This window comes from Comamonas sp. MYb21 (genome assembly GCF_037479395.1).
Taxonomy (GTDB): Bacteria; Pseudomonadota; Gammaproteobacteria; order Burkholderiales; family Burkholderiaceae_C; genus Comamonas.
The window spans coordinates 53,587-71,724 of sequence record NZ_JBBGZC010000018.1 but is presented as its reverse complement, the minus strand read 5'-3'; the positions used below and the strand labels follow the sequence as shown (position 1 = coordinate 71,724).

The 18,138-nt window shown below is 64.6% G+C and carries 16 protein-coding genes; 9 read left to right on the top strand and 7 right to left on the bottom strand.

All coding sequences use genetic code 11. The features are described 5' to 3' along the window. Positions 1–3 precede the first annotated feature (3 nt). The 6 genes from WH367_RS22580 to WH367_RS22555 all read right to left on the bottom strand — a co-directional run bounded on the left by WH367_RS22580 (position 4) and on the right by WH367_RS22555 (position 7,210). The gene (locus WH367_RS22580; RefSeq protein WP_339537761.1) at positions 4–1,005 is read right to left on the bottom strand and encodes a 2-hydroxyacid dehydrogenase; all 1,002 of its coding nucleotides are present in this window, start codon (positions 1,003–1,005) and stop codon (positions 4–6) included. Between the two features lie 5 nt (positions 1,006–1,010). Beyond that, positions 1,011–2,675 (bottom strand): dipeptide ABC transporter ATP-binding protein, encoded by a 1,665-nt coding sequence (locus WH367_RS22575; RefSeq protein WP_445228148.1) that lies wholly within the window; start codon positions 2,673–2,675, stop codon positions 1,011–1,013. Between the two features lie 38 nt (positions 2,676–2,713). Further along, positions 2,714–3,613, bottom strand: coding sequence for an ABC transporter permease (locus WH367_RS22570; RefSeq protein WP_339537760.1), 900 nt, complete (start codon positions 3,611–3,613; stop codon positions 2,714–2,716). A gap of 14 nt (positions 3,614–3,627) precedes the next feature. Further along, the gene (locus WH367_RS22565) at positions 3,628–4,602 is read right to left on the bottom strand and encodes an ABC transporter permease (protein ID WP_133857096.1); all 975 of its coding nucleotides are present in this window, start codon (positions 4,600–4,602) and stop codon (positions 3,628–3,630) included. Positions 4,603–4,720: 118 nt separating this feature from the next. After that, positions 4,721–6,283, bottom strand: a complete 1,563-nt coding sequence (locus tag WH367_RS22560; RefSeq protein ID WP_027010502.1) for an ABC transporter substrate-binding protein — start codon at positions 6,281–6,283, stop codon at positions 4,721–4,723. Between the two features lie 123 nt (positions 6,284–6,406). Further along, entirely contained in the window at positions 6,407–7,210 is an 804-nt protein-coding gene (locus WH367_RS22555) for a class II aldolase/adducin family protein (protein WP_339537759.1), read from the bottom strand. A 540-nt stretch (positions 7,211–7,750) separates the two neighbouring features. Here WH367_RS22555 and WH367_RS22550 point away from each other — a divergent pair. The 8 genes from WH367_RS22550 to WH367_RS22515 all read left to right on the top strand — a co-directional run bounded on the left by WH367_RS22550 (position 7,751) and on the right by WH367_RS22515 (position 16,604). Then, positions 7,751–8,833, top strand: coding sequence for a LuxE/PaaK family acyltransferase (locus WH367_RS22550; protein ID WP_339537758.1), 1,083 nt, complete (start codon positions 7,751–7,753; stop codon positions 8,831–8,833). Further along, positions 8,833–10,335 (top strand): acyl-CoA reductase, encoded by a 1,503-nt coding sequence (locus WH367_RS22545; protein ID WP_445228147.1) that lies wholly within the window; start codon positions 8,833–8,835, stop codon positions 10,333–10,335. Before WH367_RS22550 ends, WH367_RS22545 begins: the two co-directional genes overlap by 1 nt. Positions 10,336–10,346: 11 nt before the next feature. Continuing rightward, positions 10,347–11,093, top strand: a complete 747-nt coding sequence (locus WH367_RS22540) for an ABC transporter ATP-binding protein (protein ID WP_339537756.1) — start codon at positions 10,347–10,349, stop codon at positions 11,091–11,093. Beyond that, positions 11,090–11,875 carry an ABC transporter permease gene (locus tag WH367_RS22535; protein WP_339537755.1) on the top strand — a complete coding sequence of 262 codons (786 nt, stop codon included), beginning with the start codon at positions 11,090–11,092 and terminating at the stop codon, positions 11,873–11,875. The genes WH367_RS22540 and WH367_RS22535 overlap by 4 nt, the downstream gene beginning before the upstream one ends. 40 nt (positions 11,876–11,915) lie before the next feature. Continuing rightward, positions 11,916–12,953, top strand: a complete 1,038-nt coding sequence (locus WH367_RS22530; protein ID WP_339537754.1) for an ABC transporter substrate-binding protein — start codon at positions 11,916–11,918, stop codon at positions 12,951–12,953. A 1-nt stretch (position 12,954) separates the two neighbouring features. Beyond that, on the top strand, positions 12,955–13,740 hold the full coding sequence (locus WH367_RS22525; protein ID WP_339537753.1) for an SDR family oxidoreductase: 786 nt from the start codon (positions 12,955–12,957) through the stop codon (positions 13,738–13,740). A gap of 159 nt (positions 13,741–13,899) precedes the next feature. Further along, complete coding sequence (locus WH367_RS22520) at positions 13,900–15,357, top strand: cryptochrome/photolyase family protein (RefSeq protein ID WP_339537752.1); 1,458 nt, start codon at positions 13,900–13,902, stop codon at positions 15,355–15,357. A gap of 35 nt (positions 15,358–15,392) precedes the next feature. Further along, positions 15,393–16,604, top strand: coding sequence for a S41 family peptidase (locus WH367_RS22515; RefSeq protein WP_339537751.1), 1,212 nt, complete (start codon positions 15,393–15,395; stop codon positions 16,602–16,604). 260 nt (positions 16,605–16,864) lie between these two features. Here WH367_RS22515 and WH367_RS22510 read toward each other — a convergent pair whose 3' ends face one another. Further along, positions 16,865–17,869, bottom strand: a complete 1,005-nt coding sequence (locus tag WH367_RS22510; protein ID WP_339537750.1) for a Bug family tripartite tricarboxylate transporter substrate binding protein — start codon at positions 17,867–17,869, stop codon at positions 16,865–16,867. Here WH367_RS22510 and WH367_RS22505 point away from each other — a divergent pair. Next, positions 17,868–18,089 (top strand): hypothetical protein, encoded by a 222-nt coding sequence (locus WH367_RS22505; RefSeq protein WP_339537749.1) that lies wholly within the window; start codon positions 17,868–17,870, stop codon positions 18,087–18,089. The two genes, WH367_RS22510 and WH367_RS22505, sit on opposite strands and share 2 nt — an antisense overlap. Positions 18,090–18,138: the final 49 nt, after the last annotated feature.

Below are 18,138 nucleotides of genomic sequence, written 5' to 3'. Positions count from 1 at the left end.
GCGTCAGTAGCCGCGCCCCAGGTCCACGGCCACCTCGGCGGCCTGGCCTGCGCGGATGCGGCTGAAGTTGTGGGCGGTCTGCCGGGCGATGACGCGTGGATCGGTGCGGGTGGCGATATGCGGGGTCACCAGAATGCGCGGGTCCTGCCAAAAGGGATGGTCGGCTGGCAGCGGCTCGGCGCTGAAGGTGTCCAGGGTGGCTGCTCCTATCTGGCCTTCGGCCAGTGCGGTCAGCAAATCGGCCTCGACCAGGTGGGCGCCCCGGCCCACATTGATCAGGTGCGCGCCGCGCGGCAGCTGGCGCATCAAGGCCAGATCGAGAAAGCCTTGGGTCTCATCGGTCAGCGGCAGCAGGCACACCAAGGTGTCGCAGCCGCTCAAAAACTCCGCCTTCTGCGTCTGGCCGTGGAAGGTTTGCAAGCCTTCCAAGCCAGCGGGCAAGTCCTGCTTGGCTGATCGGCTCCAGCCGCGCACCTGGTAGCCCATGGCCAGCAGGGCTTTGGCACAGCCCTGGCCCAAGGTGCCCAGGCCGGCAATGCCCACCCGGTGCTGGCTGGGGGCGACGATAGGCTCCTCGCGCCACTGGTGCTGTGCCGCATGGGCCACATAGCGGTCCATATGGCGTTGCCGGTGGATAACGGCCCAGCTAACAAACGCTGTCATGCCATAGCCCATGGTGCTGTCCACAATGCGGCACACGGGGGTGCTGGCGGGCAGGGCCTGGGTGTCGATATGGTCAATGCCGGCGGCAATCGATTGCACCAGCTGCAGGCCTGCGGCCTGGGTCAGCTGCGCGAGTTGTTCGGCGGGCGGGTGCCAGCAGACGGCTACCTCGATTTCGCCGTGCTGGCCGGCATCGAGCAGCGCCTGCAGCTCGGCGCCCAGCAGCAGCCGGCTGCCGGGGAACTGCGCCTGGTAGGCGGGCAGCAAAAAGTCCATCGCAATGCTCTTGCTCAAAAAGGCAATGCTGCGGGGCGCGGCAGTGGTGGCATCAGTACTGGGCATGGCGGTCATGCGCGGCTCCGCGTTTCTGCGCTGTCTGCGTCCACCTCGTCGCGGCGGTGCTCCAGCGAGGGGATGGCGTCGATCAAGGTCTGGGTATAGGGGTGCTGGGGATTGCCCAGCACCTGGGCGGTGGGCCCGTACTCCACAATCCGGCCGCGTTGCATGACGGCCAGGTGGTCGCACATCTGGCCGGCCACGCGCAGGTCATGGGTGATAAAGACCATGCTGAGCTGAAAGCGCTCGCGCACCTCGGCAAACAGCTTGAGCACCTGGGCCTGCACGGACACATCGAGCGCGGAGACCGGCTCATCGGCCACCAGCAGTGATGGCTCCATCGCCAGCGCGCGGGCAATGCCAATGCGCTGGCGCTGGCCGCCAGAAAATTCATGCGGGTAGCGCTCGGCTGCCTCGGGGCCCAGGCCGACCAGCTCCAGCAGCTCCATCGTGCGGCGCAGGGCCTCGGCCTTGGGGACACCCTGGGCAATGGGGCCGCTGGCAATGGCCGAGCCAATTTTGTGGCGCGGGTTGAGCGATGCATAGGGGTCCTGGAAGACCATCTGGATCTTGCCCTTGGCCTGGCGGCGCAGCGCGGCGCCCGAGCTCAAACGCTGGCCGTTGAAGAGGATCTCGCCGCTGTCAAACGGTGCCAGGCCCACAATGCAGCGGCCCAGCGACGACTTGCCCGAGCCCGACTCGCCCACCACGCCCAGGGTCTGGGCGCGGCCCAGCTCAAAGCTGATGCGCTCGGCGGCCACCACCTCACGCGCGGGCCGCAAAAAGCCGCCGCCAGTGCGATAGACCTTGCACAGGTCTTTGACCTGCAGCACCGGCTGCGCGGTGCTGGCCTGGGTCTCGCGCACATTGCCATGCGGAATGGCGGCCAGCAGCTTCTTGGTATAGGCGTGCTGGGGGTTGCGCAGCACCTGGCCGGCCGGGCCGGCTTCGACCACCACCCCGGTTTGCATCACCACCACATGGTCGGCAATCTCGGCCACCACGCCAAAGTCATGGGTGATAAAGAGCATGGCCATGCCGCGCTTCTTTTGCAGCGCACGCATCAGTTGCAGGATCTGCGCCTGCGTGGTCACATCCAGCGCGGTGGTGGGCTCGTCGGCGATCAGCAGACTCGGTTCGAGCAGCATCGCGATGGCGATCATCACGCGCTGGCGCTGGCCGCCCGAGAGGCGGAACGGGTAGGCGTCGATGAGGCGCTCGGGCTCGGGCAGGCCCACATCGGTGAGGGCCGCGATGATGCGGCGGCGCTTGTCGGCAGCGGGCAGCTGCAGGTGGGCGTCCAGCGCCTCGGCCATCTGCTCGCCAATGCGCATCACCGGGTTCAGCGCCGTCATCGGCTCCTGGAAGACCATGGCCATGCGGCTGCCGCGCAGCTCGCGCAGCTGGTCTTCGCTCAAGCTCAGCAGGTCTTTACCATCAAACAGGATCTCGCCGGCCACGGGCTCGACCTTGGGGCGGGGCAGCAGGCCCATGATGGCGTTGGCGATCATGGACTTGCCCGAGCCCGATTCACCGACCACGCACAGGGTCTGGCCGGGCAGGATCTGCAGGTTGGCCTGGGTGACGGCCAAGGCGCGGTCGGCGCCCAGCGGCAGGCGGATGTCCAGGCCGCGCACGGTCAGCACCGGCTCTGGGGTGGCAGGCTGGTCAGGCATTTGTGCAAGCATATGCAGGGCTTCGTGTGAATAGGCGTTCATTTCGTCTTCCCGTCCTGGCGCGCGTTGAGTCCGTCGTTCAGGCCTTCGCCAACCAGGTTGAAGGCCAGCACGGTGAGCAGGATCGCGACGCCGGGGAACACGGCCATCCACCAGGCCTGGCGCAGCACGGTGCGGGCCGAGCCGATCATGTAGCCCCAGCTCATCAGGTTGGGGTCACCCAGGCCCATAAAGCTCAGGCTCGATTCGAGCAGGATGGCGGTGGCCACCATCAGCGAGGCCATCACCACGATGGACGAGGCCGCATTGGGCAGGATCTGCGCCAGGATGATGCGGGGTGTGCTTTGGCCGGCCAGCTGGGCAGCGGCGACAAAGTCGCGCTGGCGCAGGGTCAAAAATTCGCCGCGTACCAGGCGCGCCACCGGCGGCCAGGAGACCAACGCAATGGCCACGATGATGGAGTTGACCGAGGGCTCAAAAATGGCCACCAGCACCAGGGCCAGCGCAAAGCTGGGCACGGACTGGAACATTTCGGTAAAGCGCATCAGGGTGGCATCGACCCAGCCACCGAAGTAGCCCGAGATGGCACCAATGCCCACGCCAATCAGCAGCGACACCAAGGTCGAGATCACCGCAATCAGCAGCGAAATGCGGGCGCCCAGTACCAGGCCCGAGAGAATGTCGCGGCCCATGGTGTCGGTGCCCATCGCAAAGCCTGCGCGCTCCATCGGCGGCAAAAAGGGTTGCTCGACCATGTCCCAGGGGTTGTGCGCGGCCAGCAGCGGGCCAAAGCAGACCAAGAGCGCCACCAGCAGCAAGATGGCCAGGCCCAAGAGGGCGCCCCGGTTGCGGCAAAAGCGGCTCCAGAAGGTGGATCGGTGCTTGTTCTTGGCGGGGGGCGTAGCGGCCGCCAGGGCCGGCTCAGAAATAGCAGTCATCGCAAGGCTCCGTTTCAGCCCAGCTCGATCCGGGGATCGACCAGGGTGTAGACAAAATCAGTGATCAGGTTGAACAGCACCGCCACGGCGGCTGCGACCAGGAAGCAGCCCAGCAGCAGGTTGTAGTCGCGCTGCAGCAGGGCATCAAACATCAGGCGGCCAATGCCGGGCCAGGCAAACACGGTCTCGGTCAGCACCGCGCCGCCGATCAGGCCACCGGCCTGGATGCCCGCCAGGGTGACGATGGGCAGCAAGGCATTGCGCAGAATGTGCTGGCGCTGGATGCGGCCCATGCGCACGCCCTTGGCACGGGCGGTTTTGACAAAGTCCATCTGCGCGACTTCGAGCATCGAGGCCCGGGTCATGCGGGCATAGACCGCCATATAAAAGAGCGCCAGGGTGAGCGAGGGCAGCACCAGATGCTGGGCAATGTCCCAGGCGCGGGCAAAGCCGGTGGCGTCGCTGCCCACGGTGAAGTAGCCAAAACCAGGCAGCCAGCTCAGTTGCACCGAGAACACCAGCACCGCCATCATCGCCAGCCAGTACAGCGGCGTCGCATAGAACACCAGCGCCACAAAGGTGATGGCGCTGTCCACCCATTTGCCGACATGGCGGCTGGCCGTGGCGCCCAAGGCCACGCCAAAGATGAGCGACATCACAAAGGCGCTGCCGGTGAGCAGCAAGGTGGCGGGCAGGCGCTCGGTAATCAGCTCCAGCACCGGGCGCTGCTGCCGGTAGGAAAAGCCCAGGTCCAGCTGCGTGATGTGGCCCAGGTAGTTGGCCAGCTGGGTGGTCACGGGCTTGTCCAGGCCAAACTGCTCGCGCAGCTGGGCGACAAACTGCGGGTCCGAGGCGCCGGCTTCACCGGCAATGACGGCGACCGGGTCGCCGGGCGCTGCCCGGATCAGCATGAAGTTGACGGTGGCTATGCACATGAGCACCAGCAGACCCTGGAGCACCCGGACGGACATGTAGCGGAGGCGGTTCATAGCGGGGAGACCTTGGAGCGAGACAAAAGCGCTGCCATCCCGCACGCGCCAGCGGGGGCTGGCAGCGTGCAGAGTTCAGCAAGAAGAGAGGCGCTGCGGCCGGGGCCGCAAGCAATGCTTAGCCTATCGAGGCACGGCTCAGGCTGTCGTTCAAACCCACGCCGGAGCTGATCGGGTTCTTGATCTTGGTGCGGTAGAGCGTGGGGAAGTTGATCTCATGCAACCAGGCCACCGGCACCTCTTCGGTCAGGATCTTCTGCACCTCGGCATAGGCCTTGGCGCGGTCGGCATCGGTCAGCGCCTTGGCGCCAGCATCAAACAGTGCATCCACCTTGGGGTTGACATAGCCTTCGATGTTGTTGAAGGGCGAACCCTTGGCGATCGTGTGGCTGGTGTAGGTCCGGGCCACGCCCAATGCTGGATCGGGGTACTGGTAGACATAGATGATGGCCATGTCAAAGTCCCACTCGGCGGTGCGCTGGTTCCAGCCGGCCACATCGGTGCCGGTGGTCTCTACCTTGATGCCGGCCTGGATCAGGTTCTGGCGGATCATCTCGGCCAGGCGCTGCCAGGATTCGCCGTAGGGCAGCGGCAGCAGCTTGACGGTTTCGCCCTTGTAGCCGGCTTCCTTGAGCAAGGCCTTGGCCTTGTTCAGATCACGCGGGTACTTGGTGACATCGTCAGAGGCGAACTTCACATGCTGGTTGAAGGGGCCGGCCGCCGTTTTGGCAAAACCCTGCCAGGCAACCTTGACCATGGCCTCGCGGTCCATCGCATACATGACGGCCTGGCGGAACTTGGGGTTGTCAAAGGGGGCCTTGCGGTTGTTGAGCACCAGCCAGGAATGGGGCGAGTAGAACTCCCAGCCCTTGGTGGTGACCGCTGCTCCAGGCAGCTTGGCCAGGCGGGCCACATCAAAGAACTCGACCGCGCCCCCTGGCACCACATCGACCTTGCCCGATTCAAATGCCGCAGCACGCGAGGCCGCATCCGGGATGATGTGGAAGTAGAGGTTCTCTACCATCGGCTCGCCCTTGGTGTGGTAGAGCTCATTGGCCACCAGCTGGATGTAGGAGCCGCGCACCCATTCCTTGTACTTGAAGGGGCCCGTGCCAATCGGCTTGGCATTGGCCGGGTTGGTGGCGTAGTCGGTGTTTTCGTAGATGTGCTTGGGGATCATCGGCATCGAGCCGGTGTCGAACAGGCTGATGAAGGGGCCAAACGGGTACTTGAGCTTGAACTCCACCGTGTTGGCATCGATGGCGCGCACGCTCTCCAGCGGCTCCAGCGATGCGCGCAGGCGGGCATGGGTCTTGCGCAGAAACTTATCGACCGAGAACACCACATCATCGGCAGAGAAGGGTTTGCCGTCGTGCCACTTGACGCCGGACTTGAGCTTGAAGGTGTAGGTCAGGCCGTCGTCGGAGCGGTTCCAGGCAGTCGCCAGCAGGCCGTGCGGCTCCAGCTTCTCGTCGTAGCGCAGCAGGCCTTCGTAGATATAGCCGGAGACCAGCTGGGTGGGGCCGTTTTGAACGATGCCCAGCATCAGGCCCGAGGGCTCGGGCTGCACCATCACATTGATCGTTCCCTTGGTTTGCTGCGCCAAGGCCGCCATGGGCACGCCCGCGATGCTGAGGCCGGCTCCCGCCAGGCTGTAGGAGATGAGTTCACGCCGATTGATCATGGTTGCTTCCTGTCTTGGTATCGAGGGGTGCCTGGGCCGGGCGGGCTTGCGGCGGTGGGGCCGCAAAGGCGGCAGCATGCAAGGCTCGGTTGGGCTTCAGTCGCTGCTCAGCCGCGCCTGTCAATCACGGTAGTGGCTGCGGCCCGGCGGCTGCAAAAAGCCCAGCAGGCCCTGCCATTCGCGCTCATGTGGGTCGGCGCGTTTGGGCAGGCCAGGCATCACATCGGTGTCGCCGCTTTCGTACTGGCGGGCGGTCAGCTCGCAGACCTCGGGCGGCACGGGGTTGATGGCCTGGCCGCTAGACTGGATGGCCAGCTGCACGCGGCAGGCGCGGTCGAGGTTGAGCATCAGGATGAAGGCCTCGGCCACGCTGTGGCCCAAGGTGAGCAGACCGTGGTTGCGCAGCACCATGGCCTTGGCCGTGCTGCCCAGGTCGGCGACCAGGCGCTCGCGCTCGTGCAGATCCAGCGCGATGCCTTCAAACGTGTGGTAGGCCACGCGGTTGTAGAACTGCAGCGCCCACTGGTTGCTCGGCTGCAGGCCGCATTGCAGTGAAGAGACCGCCACGCCCGCTTCGGTGTGGGAGTGCACGACGCAGGCGGCGTCATGCCGCGCGGCATGCACGGCGCTGTGGATCACAAAGCCGGCCGGGTTCACCTGGTAGGGCGTGTCTTCGACGATGCGGCCTTCGGCATCGATCTTGACCAGCGAGCTGGCCGTGATGTCCTTGAACAGGGTGCCAAAGGGGTTGATGAGGAACTGGTCCGTGCGGCCTGGCACCCGCGCCGAGATGTGCGTGTAGATGCTGTCGTCCATCCCGAAATGCGCCATCAGGCGGTAGGCGGCGGCCAGGTCTTCGCGAACGCGCTGTTCGCTCTCGGTATGCGGTTTGTCGTAGCCGGATTGGACGTCGGCATCAGCCATTGCAAGCATTGTTGTCCTCGTTAAATTTATGTCGTCTAGCGACAGTCGTCTGTCGACAGGACATAAGTTAACAGACTGAATCGCCGATGGAAAGGGTTGTGGACTAGGTGATTTCCAGCATGCGCGCTTTGACCTGGCGCAGAAAATTTGCAAAGCACCACAATGGGTTACGTGGCTATCGCGTTGCCTGGATATGGTGCAGGAATCCGCAAAAAATGCCTTGGCTTGGTGCATGCGCGACTGCGCCGTCGGCGGCTTGCACCATCGCGGTGGCCCTGGTGTTTTCCCTGGTTTGGGCTTGGCGCCGGTGGCTGGATTGACCGTGGTGCAGGCCTTGGCTTGACAGTGTGGATGGCGGTAACCCAGCAGCCCTGGGGTAAGATGGCGCCTGCTCCGGGGTGCACGCCAGTGCTGAGATCTACACCCGAGAACTTGAACCGGGTCATTCCGGCGGAAGAAGAGCCAACTCCCTGCCAGGGGCGCCTTGCGCGCATGGGGGGAGCCTTCGGAGCATGACCTCACCGCTCTCGAAGGAATTCCATGGACAAGGCCGATACGCTGGTCGCAGACCTGCTTGCATTCATCGCAATGGATGGCTGCACCGATGACCAGTTTGACCAGCTCGCGCTGCGTCTTTTTGCCTACCAATACGCATCCAATACGCCGTTCCGCAGCTTTTGCCAGCGCCGTGGCGCGAGCCCGCGCACGGTCAAGACCTGGAGCGATATCCCGGCCGTGCCCATCGATGCCTTCAAGGCGCTGGAGCTGCGCAGCGAGGCGCCATCGCCGACCGAACGCGTCTTCATGACCAGCGGCACCACCGGCCGCGCCGCACGGGGCCGGCATTTTCATCCTGCCCTGCAGGTGTATGACCTGTCGATGCAGCAGCACTTCGTCACCCGCTTCATGCAGGGCACCGCGCGCATGCCGATGGGTATCTTGTTTCCCGATGAAGTGGCCATGCCCAACTCCTCGCTGGCGCATTACCTGGCGCTGGCCAAGTCGAGCTTTGGTACGCCCGAGAGCCGCTACTTTCTGGGGCCGGAGGGCCTGGATATGGACGGGCTCTGCGCCGTGCTGGAAGAAGCTGAGCGCAGCGGCCAGCCCTATGCGCTGCTGGGCGCCAGCTTCAGCCTCGTGCATGTGATGGATGCGCTGCGCGCCCAGGGCCGGCGCTTTGCGCTGCCGGCCGGCAGCCGCATCCTGGACACCGGCGGCTACAAGGGCCAGTCGCGTGAGCTGCCCTTGGCCGATTTTTATGCCGGCCTCACCGAGCTGCTGGGCGTGCCGCCCGAGCTGTGCATCAACATGTACGGCATGACCGAGCTGAGCACCCAGTTCTACGACAACGGCAATGCCAGCTTGCCCTCCGTCAAATCCGGCCCGCACTGGATTCGCTCGCGCCTGGTCGAGCCCGTCAGCGGCCGCAGCGTGGCGCCGGGTGAGCGCGGCATTCTGGTGCACTGCGACCTGGCCAACTACAACGCGGTCAGCACCATCCTGACCGAAGACGTGGGCCTCTGGGCCGATGGCGGCTTTTTGCTGCTGGGCCGGGCCGAAGGGGCCGCTGCCAAAGGCTGCTCCTTGGCCGTCGATGAGTTTGTACAAGCGGCGCGCGCATGATGGAGCCGCAAGCCGCTGAGCGCATGGCCGGGCGCATGCGGGCCGGCTACCTGCCGGGCATGGATGACAACCGGGTGCGCTGGCAGGTGTTGGTGTATGAGCGCGCGGGCGCCCAGCTGGAGGTCGAGGTGCCGGTGCTGACCGGCGCGCAGATGCAGGCCCTCACCGAGCGGGTGCGCGCCGCCGCGCAGCGCCAGCTGCAGCCGATGCCACTGGCCGAGATCGTGGCCGCCATTGACCGCGCCATTGCCCGCCTGCTGGACCCCGCCGACCCCTATCGCCGCCAGATCGACGCCTGCCTGCCGCTGGTCTGCGGTTATGACGCGGCGATGGTGCGCCTGGGGCTCAACGGCCTGTTCAAGACTTTCAGGGCACCCCAGCTGTGGCGCTTTATCGGCGAGGATTTTGCCAACCCTGGTGTACTTGATGGCTTTGTGCCGGCCATCAAAGGCGGGGCCGTGCGCGCCTATGGCCCGGGCCTGCTGCTGCACAGCTGGGCCGGCAATGTGCCGGCGCTGTCGCTGTGGAGCCTCGTCTGCGGCCTGCTTGTCAAAGCGCCCAGCCTGGGCAAGCTGGCCAGTGCCGAGCCACTGTTTGCCGGCTGGTTTGCGCGCTTGCTGGCGGAAGTACATCCCCCATTGGCCGACTGCCTGGCCGTGGTCTGGTGGCCCGGCGGCGCCCAGACGGGCGACAGCGCCGAAGGCGCGCAAGTGCTGTATGCCGAGGCCGATACCGTGATGGCCTATGGCAGCAACCAGACCCTGGCTGCGCTGCGCCAGCAGCTGCCGGTGACCACCCGCTTTTTGCCCCATGGCCACAAGCTAGGTTTTGGCATGGTGGGTAGGGCGGCACTGGATGCCGTCAAAGCGCCAGCCCATGCGCGGCTGGCAGCCTGGGATGTCATGCGCTATGACCAGCAGGGTTGCTACTCGCCCCATGTGTTCTATGTAGAGCGGGGCGCCACGGTCTCCCCCCGCGCCTTTGCCGATTACCTGGCCGCCGAGCTGGCCAACCTGCAGCAGCGCTTTGCGCGCCGCCCGCTGGATCTGGAAGAGGGCGCCGGCATGGCGCGCTGGCAGCAGTCGCTGGAGTGGCGCGCGCCGGCCGATGATGGCGCCGCCCCGCAGCTGATTGGCCCGGCCGATGCGCCCTGGAGCGTGGCCTATAGCGACAGCCTGGAGCCGCTGGCGCCCACGGCGCTCTACCGCAGCATTGTTGTGGTGGGGGTGGATAGCCTGGACGACGTTGTGCCCTTGGTGGCCGCCCAGCGCGACTACCTGCAGACCGCAGGCCTGGCCGTGGGTCCCGAAGATTTGTACCGTCTGGCCGGCCTGCTGGGCGCCGCCGGCGTTACCCGCATCAGCGCCTTGGGCGCCATGGGCGTGCCCGAGGCCGGCTGGCACCATGACGGACGCTTTAGCCTGCTCGACCTGGTGCGGATGACCGAGATCGATGCCGCTGCCGAGGCCGCTGCGCAGCCGCTGGCGCGTTACGCAGACTGAAGGGCGGCGCGATGGCATGGATTGATATTGAGGACCTCAGCTTTGCCTACCCGGGCCAGGCCCCGGTCGTGGATGGCGTGCGCTGGCAGATGGCGCAAGGCGCCTTCCACTGCCTGCTGGGCCGCAGTGGTTGCGGCAAGACCAGCTTGCTGCAGCTGGTCGCCGGCCTGCTGCAGCCCCAGGCGGGCCGCATTGTGCGGGCTGGCGGTAGCCTGGTAGCACCCGGCCCGCAGCTGGGGGTGATGTTCCAGTCGCCCACCTTGCTGGACTGGCTGACGGTGCTGGATAACGTGCTGCTGCCGCTATCGCTGCAGCGCAAGCCGACGGCGCAGGACCGTGATGCCGCGGAGCAGTTGCTGGCCCAACTGGGCCTGGCGGCGCTGGCCCGGCAGCAGCCCGGCCAGCTATCCGGCGGGCAGCAAAGCCGGGTGGCGCTGGCGCGGGCCTTGATTCGTGAGCCCGCCTTGCTGCTGCTCGACGAGCCCTTTGCCGCCCTCGATGCCATCACCCGCGCCGAGCTGCAGGATGAGCTGCTGCGCAGCTGCCGCGCGAGGGGCACCACCGTGCTCTTTGTCACCCATGACATCAACGAGGCCGTGTACCTGGGCGACCGGGTGGCGCTGATGCATGGCGGGCGCTTGGTGGCCGATATCGCTATTGATCTGCCCACGCCGCGCACCCAGGCCATGCGCCATGGCGCAGCCTTTAACGCCTATGCGGCCCAGGTGCGTGCCGCGATGGATGGGGCCAGCGCATGAACCCGATCCTCAAAGCCCGGCTCTGGGCCGCCGCGCTGTTGGTGCTGCTGCTGGCCGTGTGGGAGGGCGCAGGGCGCCTGGGCGATATCTCCGCCTTGGTGCTGCCGGTGCCGTCGGCGGTGCTACAGGCCTTGTGGACGGGGCTTGCGTCAGGCTACTTTTGGCCGCATGTGGCAGCCACCGTGCAGGCAGTGCTGCTAGGCCTGGCTGCGGGCGCATCCTTTGGGCTGCTGGCGGGCATGGCCTTGGCCGAGTCGGTGTTGCTAGAGCGCGTGCTCAAGCCCTATGTCGTCGTCAGCCAGGTGGTGCCCAAGCTGGCGCTGGCGCCGCTGTTTGTGCTGTGGTTTGGTTTTGGCATGCTGCCCACGGTGCTGATCACGGCGCTGGTCTGCTTTTTTCCGCTGATGGAAAACACCTTGACGGGCCTGCGCCAGGTCGATGCGCAGCGCCTGCAGCTGTTTCGCATGCTGGGGGCGAGCCGGCTGCAGACGTTGGTGCGGCTCAAGCTGCCCACAGGCTTGCCCGCCATTCTGGCGGGCCTGCGCGTGGCCGTGGTGCTGGCGCTGGTGGGTGCGGTCGTCGCAGAGTTCATGGGTGCCAGCCAGGGCCTGGGCGCGGTGGTGATTGCCGCCCAGGGAATGATGGACACCAGCTTGATGTTTGCCGCGCTGCTGCTGATTGCGGCGCTGGGCCTGCTGCTGTACCAGGCCTGCTTGCTGCTGGAGCGCTGGTTGCTGCGCGGCCATGCGGTCGCGGCCAACCCGGCAGGCCCACATCGTTGATTTTTTGGTATTTGCTCGATTGCTTTTTTAAGGACCGCTGATGTCTGCACCTTTTCTGACCTATCCCGTATCCCGCCGCCGCTGGCTGGGCGCCTCGGCCGGCCTGCTCGGCCTGGGCCTGGCGGGCACCGGCATCGCAGCGGGCGCTGCAAGTCCCGTCAGCGGCAAGGTCCGCCTGGCCGGCTGGAGCAAGCCGATCAGCGAAATCACCAATATCCTGGCCGAGCCGGACAAGGGCTTTTTTAAAGCCCAGGGCGTGGACCTGACCTACCTGCCGGGTGCGGGCGGTGGCGACGCGATCCGCAACATTTTGAGCGGGCAGGGCGATGTGGCCTTTACCGACCCGGGCTCGTTCTTTATGGCGCTGGACAAGGGCGAGAAGCTGGTCGCCATCTATGACATTTACCCGCAAAACGTGTTCAACGTCGTGTCGCTGCGCTCGAGCGGCATCCGCAGCCCGGCGGACCTGAAGGGCAAGACCATTGGCGTCTATAGCCTCGCCAGCGGCACGCGCCAGAACCTGCTGGTGATGCTGCACCAGGCGGGGCTCAAGGAATCGGATGTGCGCATTGTGGTGACCGGCCTCTTGAACTTTGCACCGCTGATGCAAGGCCAGGTCGACGCCACGGCCGCCACCGACACCGGCCTGACCGTGGGCCTGCGCAAGGGCATGGGCGACGTGCAGGTGATGCCCGTGCGCGACTATCTCAATATCTCCAGCGATATGTTTGTGGTGCGCCGGCAGACGCTGGAGCAGCAGCCGGCATTGCTGCAGGCCTTTTTGCGCGGCTACCGCGACAGCGCAGCCTGGATGATCGCCCAGCCCGAAGAGGCCGCGACCCTGGCCACGAAGCGCGCGATCGATGGCACCCAGCGCGACATCAACCTCGATGTGATTGCGCTGCGCAATGCTTCGGCCCAGCCCACCCTGCGGGTGCTGGGCAAGGCCGCGCCGCTGGGCAGCTTTGACCTGGCTGCACTGCAAAAGGGCGCTGATGTCTACCATGCGCTGGGCATGGTGCAGCAGCCCATTAAGGTGGCCGATGTGGTGGACAGCCGTTGGCTGCCAGGGGCCTGAGATGGTGCAAAGCAGTGCTTTGAATCTGCGCGGCAAGGTGGTGTTGGTCACCGGCGCCAGCCGGGGCATTGGAGCGGCCATCGCCCAGGCCTTTGCGCGCGAAGGCGCCACGGTGGCAGTGAACTACCTGGCCAATGAGGCCGCCGCCGCCCAGACCGTGGCCGCCTGCCAGGCCGCCGGCGGCGACGCCTGGGCCGTGCAGGCCGATGTGGGCAAGCCGGCCGCGGTGGATGCGATGGCCCAGGCCATTGCGCAAGAGGCCGGGCCCATCGACATCGTCGTGAACAACGCCTTGCGCCCCTATGCCTTTGACCCCGAACGCCGCCAGCCGCTGGATGCACTGGCCTGGAGCGACTACCAGGCGCAGTTCGATGCCGCTGTGGGCGGCGCCTTCCATGTCTGCCGCGCGGTGCTGCCGCAGATGCGCCAGCGCGCCCGGGGCAGCATCGTCAATATCAGCAGCAATCTGGTGGAACACCCCGTCGTCGCCTACCACGACTACAGCACGGCCAAGGCGTCGCTGGTGGGCTTTAGCCGCAACCTGGCCAGCGAGCTGGGGCCTTTTGGCATACGCGTCAACTGCGTCGCACCGGGCCTCGTCTACCCCACCCAGGGCAGCGCACAAACCCGCGAATCCTTCCGCGAATCGCTGATGGCCGCCACCCCGCTGCGCCGCCTGGCGAGCCCCGAGGATGTGGCCGGGCCGGTGCTGTTCCTGGCATCGGATTTGAGCCGGTTTATGACGGGGCAGGTGTTGCTGGTGGATGGGGGGCTGGTCATGCGCTGACTGCGCAATCTGGTTGCACTGGTTTGACGCGACTTTCTCTGGCACGCTACTGTGCCACGGCGATGCACAATGGCGCAGCGAAGACGGTCGGCAATGGCTTGGCTGTCTTCACCCATGCCTTTGGCATCCAGAAAAAACCAGACAAGGAAACCGATCACCATGGCCAGCCGCGCCCTGGTGTGGATGCGCCGCGATTTGCGTTGCGACGACCATGCCGCTCTCTACCATGCCTTGCTCCGCTTCGAGCAGGTGTATTGCGTCTTCGTTTTTGACACCGACATCCTGGACCTGCTGCCCACGCGCCAAGATAGGCGAGTGGACTTTATCCATGCCAGTGTGCTGGCGCTGGACGAGGATTTGCACCAGTTGGCGGCCGGCAGTGGTGCGTCTGGCGCGGGCCTGCTGGTGCGCCATGGGTCGGCTGCGCAGGAGGTGGTGCAGCTGGCGCAGGCGCTGGGCGTGCAGGAGGTGCTGACCAACCGCGACTACGAACCCGAGGCCATTGCCCGCGATGCGCGCGTGGCCGGTGATTTGCAAGCCGCCGGCATTGCCTTTAGCGATTACAAGGACCAGGTGCTGCTGGACCGCGATGAGGTGCTGACCCAGCAAGGCCATCCCTACAGCGTGTTCACGCCCTACAAGCGCGCCTGGCTGCAAAAGCTCGATGCCTTCCAGTGCAAGGCCTACCCGGTGGCGCGCTATGCCGGGCGTCTGGCGGCATTGCCTCGGGGCGAAGCGATACCGTCGCTGGCCGATCTGGGATTTCAGCCCAGCAATCTGGCGTCGCTCAAGATACCCACCGGCAGCCGGGGTGCACAGCAGTTGCTCAAGGATTTTTTGCCGCGCATGGCGGCCTACCAGGACGCGCGGGATTTTCCGGCGGTCAAGGGCGTCTCCTACCTGTCGGTGCATCTGCGCTTTGGCACCGTGTCGATCCGCCAACTGGCGGCGCTGGCCGTGGCGCAGGCGCGCACGGGCTGCGAGGGCGCACAGACCTGGCTGTCGGAGCTGGCCTGGCGCGACTTCTACGCGATGATTCTCTGGCACCACCCGCAGGTGGTGACCCAGTCGTTCCGCCCCATCTATGACAAGGTGCAGTGGGATGATGCCCCTGAGCTGTGGCAGGCCTGGTGCGAGGCACGCACCGGCTACCCGCTGGTCGATGCCGCCATGCGCCAGCTGCTGCAGACCGGCTATATGCACAACCGTCTGCGCATGGTCGTCGCCAGCTTTTTGACCAAGGACCTGGGCATTGACTGGCGCGCGGGCGAGCGCTTTTTTGCCCAGCACCTCAATGACTATGACCTGTCGTCGAACAACGGCGGCTGGCAGTGGGCGGCGTCGACCGGCTGCGACGCCCAGCCCTGGTTCCGCATCTTCAACCCCATCACCCAGTCCGAGCGCTTTGACCCAGACGGCAAATTCATCCGCCGTTACCTGCCAGAACTCGCCAAGGTGCCCGACCGGTATATCCACTTTCCCGCTGCAATGAAGCCGCTGGAGCAGCAGGCCTGCGGTCTGCAGCTGGGGCGCGACTACCCGCACCCGGTGGTGGACCACGGCCGGGCGCGCGAGCGGACCTTGATGCGGTTTCACTTTATGAAGAATCCGGATTGAGGGAGCTGCTGGTTGGCGGCATCACCTTTACCTAAATGAAGCTATTCAACGATAAAGAGGTGGTTACTTTGAAGATTGCATTTCGAGCTTCGATAGTAGGGTCCCTGCTGTGGACACTCGCAGCCGCAAGTTCTTCCGCTCAGCCTGCTGGACCTCTGCCGAAAGAAGAGTTACTGGTTCTCTCTGCCGCATATGGTGTGCTCCAGCGCTCCCTGGTGGTGAAGCCAGACGATCGCGCGCTGATTGTCGCGGCCACAAAGGGCATGCTTCGGGGTGCTGACCCGGATTCGGGTGAATACTTTACCGCGGACGAGTTTGAAGCGTATCGTCAGCCTAGGCGAGCGAACCTAGAGTCAATTGGTGCGGAAGTCAAATTTCGAGATGGCCGATATCTTCTTGCACCGTTGGAGGGTAGTCCAGCGGCTCAGGCAGGAATTGTGTTCCCGGACCAGCTGTATGCAATTGATGGTGTTCGGATCAAGGGGCTCGATGCGTCTCTGGTGGCAGAGAAGCTAGCAGGACCTCCTGGAACCACTGTTGCGCTCACCGTTTTTCGTGAATCCACGCTTTCCGTGCACACTTTCCAGGTAGAGCGCAAAGCTTTTACAGTGCGAGGCGCCCAGCTTTCCCGCTTGGCGGCAAATGTAGTACACCTGCGCGTTGCCCATTTCACAGCTTCCTCCCTGCAGGAAGCAGCTGATGCTCTAAAGGCAGCTTGGCAAACTGAGCCGTTTCAGGCGATCGTTCTCGATTTGCGCGGATGTCCGGGTGGTCTCCTTGACTCCTCGGTGGGGTTTGCTGCCATGTTCTTGCGAAAAGATGCCATGGTGGTGCGGACGGCAGGCGCTAGCACTGAGTCAAACATCACCTATCTGGCAGCTCCCGCGTTCTACCTAAGAAAAGGGAGCCCCGATCCGTTGGCTGGCTTGCCTACAGAGGTCCATACCATGCCCGTCGCAGTGTTGGTCGACAACGCCACGTCATCCGGTGCAGAGATAGTGACAGCCGCGCTGCAGGATCACAACAGGGCGGTGATCATTGGACGTCCGACTTTCGGGCGGGCCAGCATTGAAACTGTGCAGCCTTTGCAAATTGGCGGTATCAAGTTCACCAGTTCTTACTACTTTCCGCCTAGTGGTCGCAGGATACAGGGCGTCGGAGTAATCCCTGACCACATTGTCGAAGATGCATCTGCACCCGACACAATGCGTGTCGCACTGAGAGAACTAAAGCAAGGGAAAGAATGATTCGGTTAGCAGGGGTTCAGAGTTACAGGTCCTTCTCACTCGATTTTCGTCGCCCTTCCAGCTAGACGAAGGATGCAGCAGTAGTAGGCCAGTAAGCTTCGCGCAATTGCCCAGGTTAGTGAGGAAATATCGGAGATTCCAGCAGGGGTTCGATATAACCATCAACCAGTCAATGACCATGTCTAAATGCGTAAAACCCGAACGGAAAAGACGTGCAGAGCCCACCATGCCGGTGGGATCCACACAAAACCACTCAACCATCAATCAATCTTCAAGCCAATCGCGCTGATCACCGCGCCATAGCGGTCCAGCTCGGCCTTGGTGAATTTGGCGAGCTCGTCCTGGGTGCTGGCCTTGCTGCGCACGCCCAGTTTGGTCAGGCGGTCCTTGGCGTCGGCATCGGCCAGGGCTTCGTTCAGCGCCTGGTGGAGTTTGGCCAGCACCTCGGGGCTGGTCTTGGCGGGGGCGTAGAGGGCGTACCAGGCGTTCACGACAAAGTTGGGGTAGCCGCTTTCGGCAAAGGTGGGCACATTGGGCAGCTCGGGCAGGCGCTCGGTGCTGGCAACGGCCAGGGGCCGCACTTTGCCAGAGGTGATCAGTGGCGTGGCGCTCGTCAGCGTGTCAAAGATCATGTCGATGCGGCCGCCCATCAGGTCCATGGTGTGGGCATTGCCGCCCTTGTAGGGTACATGGGTCATGTCCACATTGGCGGCGCGCTTGAACAGCTCGGCACTCAAATGCAGCGGCGAGCCATTGCCGGCCGAGCCGTAGGTGAGGGTGGCCGGCGTCTTTTTGGCCTGTTCCACGACCTGCTTGACATCCTTGAATGGCGAGTTGGTGGCGACTTCCAGCACGATGGGGGCTTCGCCGATCATGCCGACCGGGGCGAAGTCCTTGATCGCGTCATAGCCTGGCTGGCGGTACAGGTGCGGGCTGATCGCATGGCTGGAGAGGGAGCCCAGCACCAGCGTGTAGCCGTCACCGGGCGCCTTGGCCGCCAGCGCGGTGCCGATGGTGGTGCCCGCGCCGCCCCGGTTGTCAACGATGACGGACTGCTTGAGGATCTCCCCCATCTTCTGGCCCACGATGCGGCCCACCGCATCGTTGGCGCCGCCGGCCGGGTAGGGCACGATCAAGGTGATGGGCTTGGCAGGATAGGCGGCATCTGCCGCCTGGCTGGCCAGCGGAGCGAGGCCCAGCAGCAGGCTGCTGGCAAGGAGGAAGCGGCGGCGCGTGGCGGCAGAAGCGGGGTTGGAAGCGAACATGGTGGGACACCTCAAGGGCTGGTGGTTCAGAAATGACTTCAGGGCTGAAGACGGAATGGTTTTTGGTGGTTATTTGATCAAAACAATCAAAATTGATAATTTTTTGAACGCTTCGATCAGAACTCTTTTTACCAAAGTCTCCAATCAGGACTTTCCCCGAGTTGGTGCATGCACCATGGTGCGGAATTGCTGCACATTGGCGGTGCGTGCGCGGGCCTGATGCTACGGTTTCAGCCTGATTTCACTGCTTCAACGATCAAATCGATCAT

Bases quoted from the DNA above. Each gene is read 5' to 3' on its own strand.
- WH367_RS22565 (WP_133857096.1), bottom strand. From the start codon at position 4,602: ATGAACCGCCTCCGCTACATGTCCGTCCGGGTGCTCCAGGGTCTGCTG.
- WH367_RS22580 (WP_339537761.1), bottom strand. From the start codon at position 1,005: ATGCCCAGTACTGATGCCACCACTGCCGCGCCCCGCAGCATTGCCTTT.
- WH367_RS22570 (WP_339537760.1), bottom strand. From the start codon at position 3,613: ATGACTGCTATTTCTGAGCCGGCCCTGGCGGCCGCTACGCCCCCCGCC.
- WH367_RS22555 (WP_339537759.1), bottom strand. From the start codon at position 7,210: ATGGCTGATGCCGACGTCCAATCCGGCTACGACAAACCGCATACCGAG.
- WH367_RS22575 (WP_445228148.1), bottom strand. From the start codon at position 2,675: ATGCCTGACCAGCCTGCCACCCCAGAGCCGGTGCTGACCGTGCGCGGC.
- WH367_RS22530 (WP_339537754.1), top strand. From the start codon at position 11,916: ATGTCTGCACCTTTTCTGACCTATCCCGTATCCCGCCGCCGCTGGCTG.
- WH367_RS22510 (WP_339537750.1), bottom strand. From the start codon at position 17,869: ATGTTCGCTTCCAACCCCGCTTCTGCCGCCACGCGCCGCCGCTTCCTC.
- WH367_RS22535 (WP_339537755.1), top strand. From the start codon at position 11,090: ATGAACCCGATCCTCAAAGCCCGGCTCTGGGCCGCCGCGCTGTTGGTG.
- WH367_RS22550 (WP_339537758.1), top strand. From the start codon at position 7,751: ATGGACAAGGCCGATACGCTGGTCGCAGACCTGCTTGCATTCATCGCA.
- WH367_RS22540 (WP_339537756.1), top strand. From the start codon at position 10,347: ATGGCATGGATTGATATTGAGGACCTCAGCTTTGCCTACCCGGGCCAG.
- WH367_RS22520 (WP_339537752.1), top strand. From the start codon at position 13,900: ATGGCCAGCCGCGCCCTGGTGTGGATGCGCCGCGATTTGCGTTGCGAC.
- WH367_RS22545 (WP_445228147.1), top strand. From the start codon at position 8,833: ATGGAGCCGCAAGCCGCTGAGCGCATGGCCGGGCGCATGCGGGCCGGC.
- WH367_RS22525 (WP_339537753.1), top strand. From the start codon at position 12,955: ATGGTGCAAAGCAGTGCTTTGAATCTGCGCGGCAAGGTGGTGTTGGTC.
- WH367_RS22515 (WP_339537751.1), top strand. From the start codon at position 15,393: ATGAAGCTATTCAACGATAAAGAGGTGGTTACTTTGAAGATTGCATTT.
- WH367_RS22505 (WP_339537749.1), top strand. From the start codon at position 17,868: ATGGTGGGACACCTCAAGGGCTGGTGGTTCAGAAATGACTTCAGGGCT.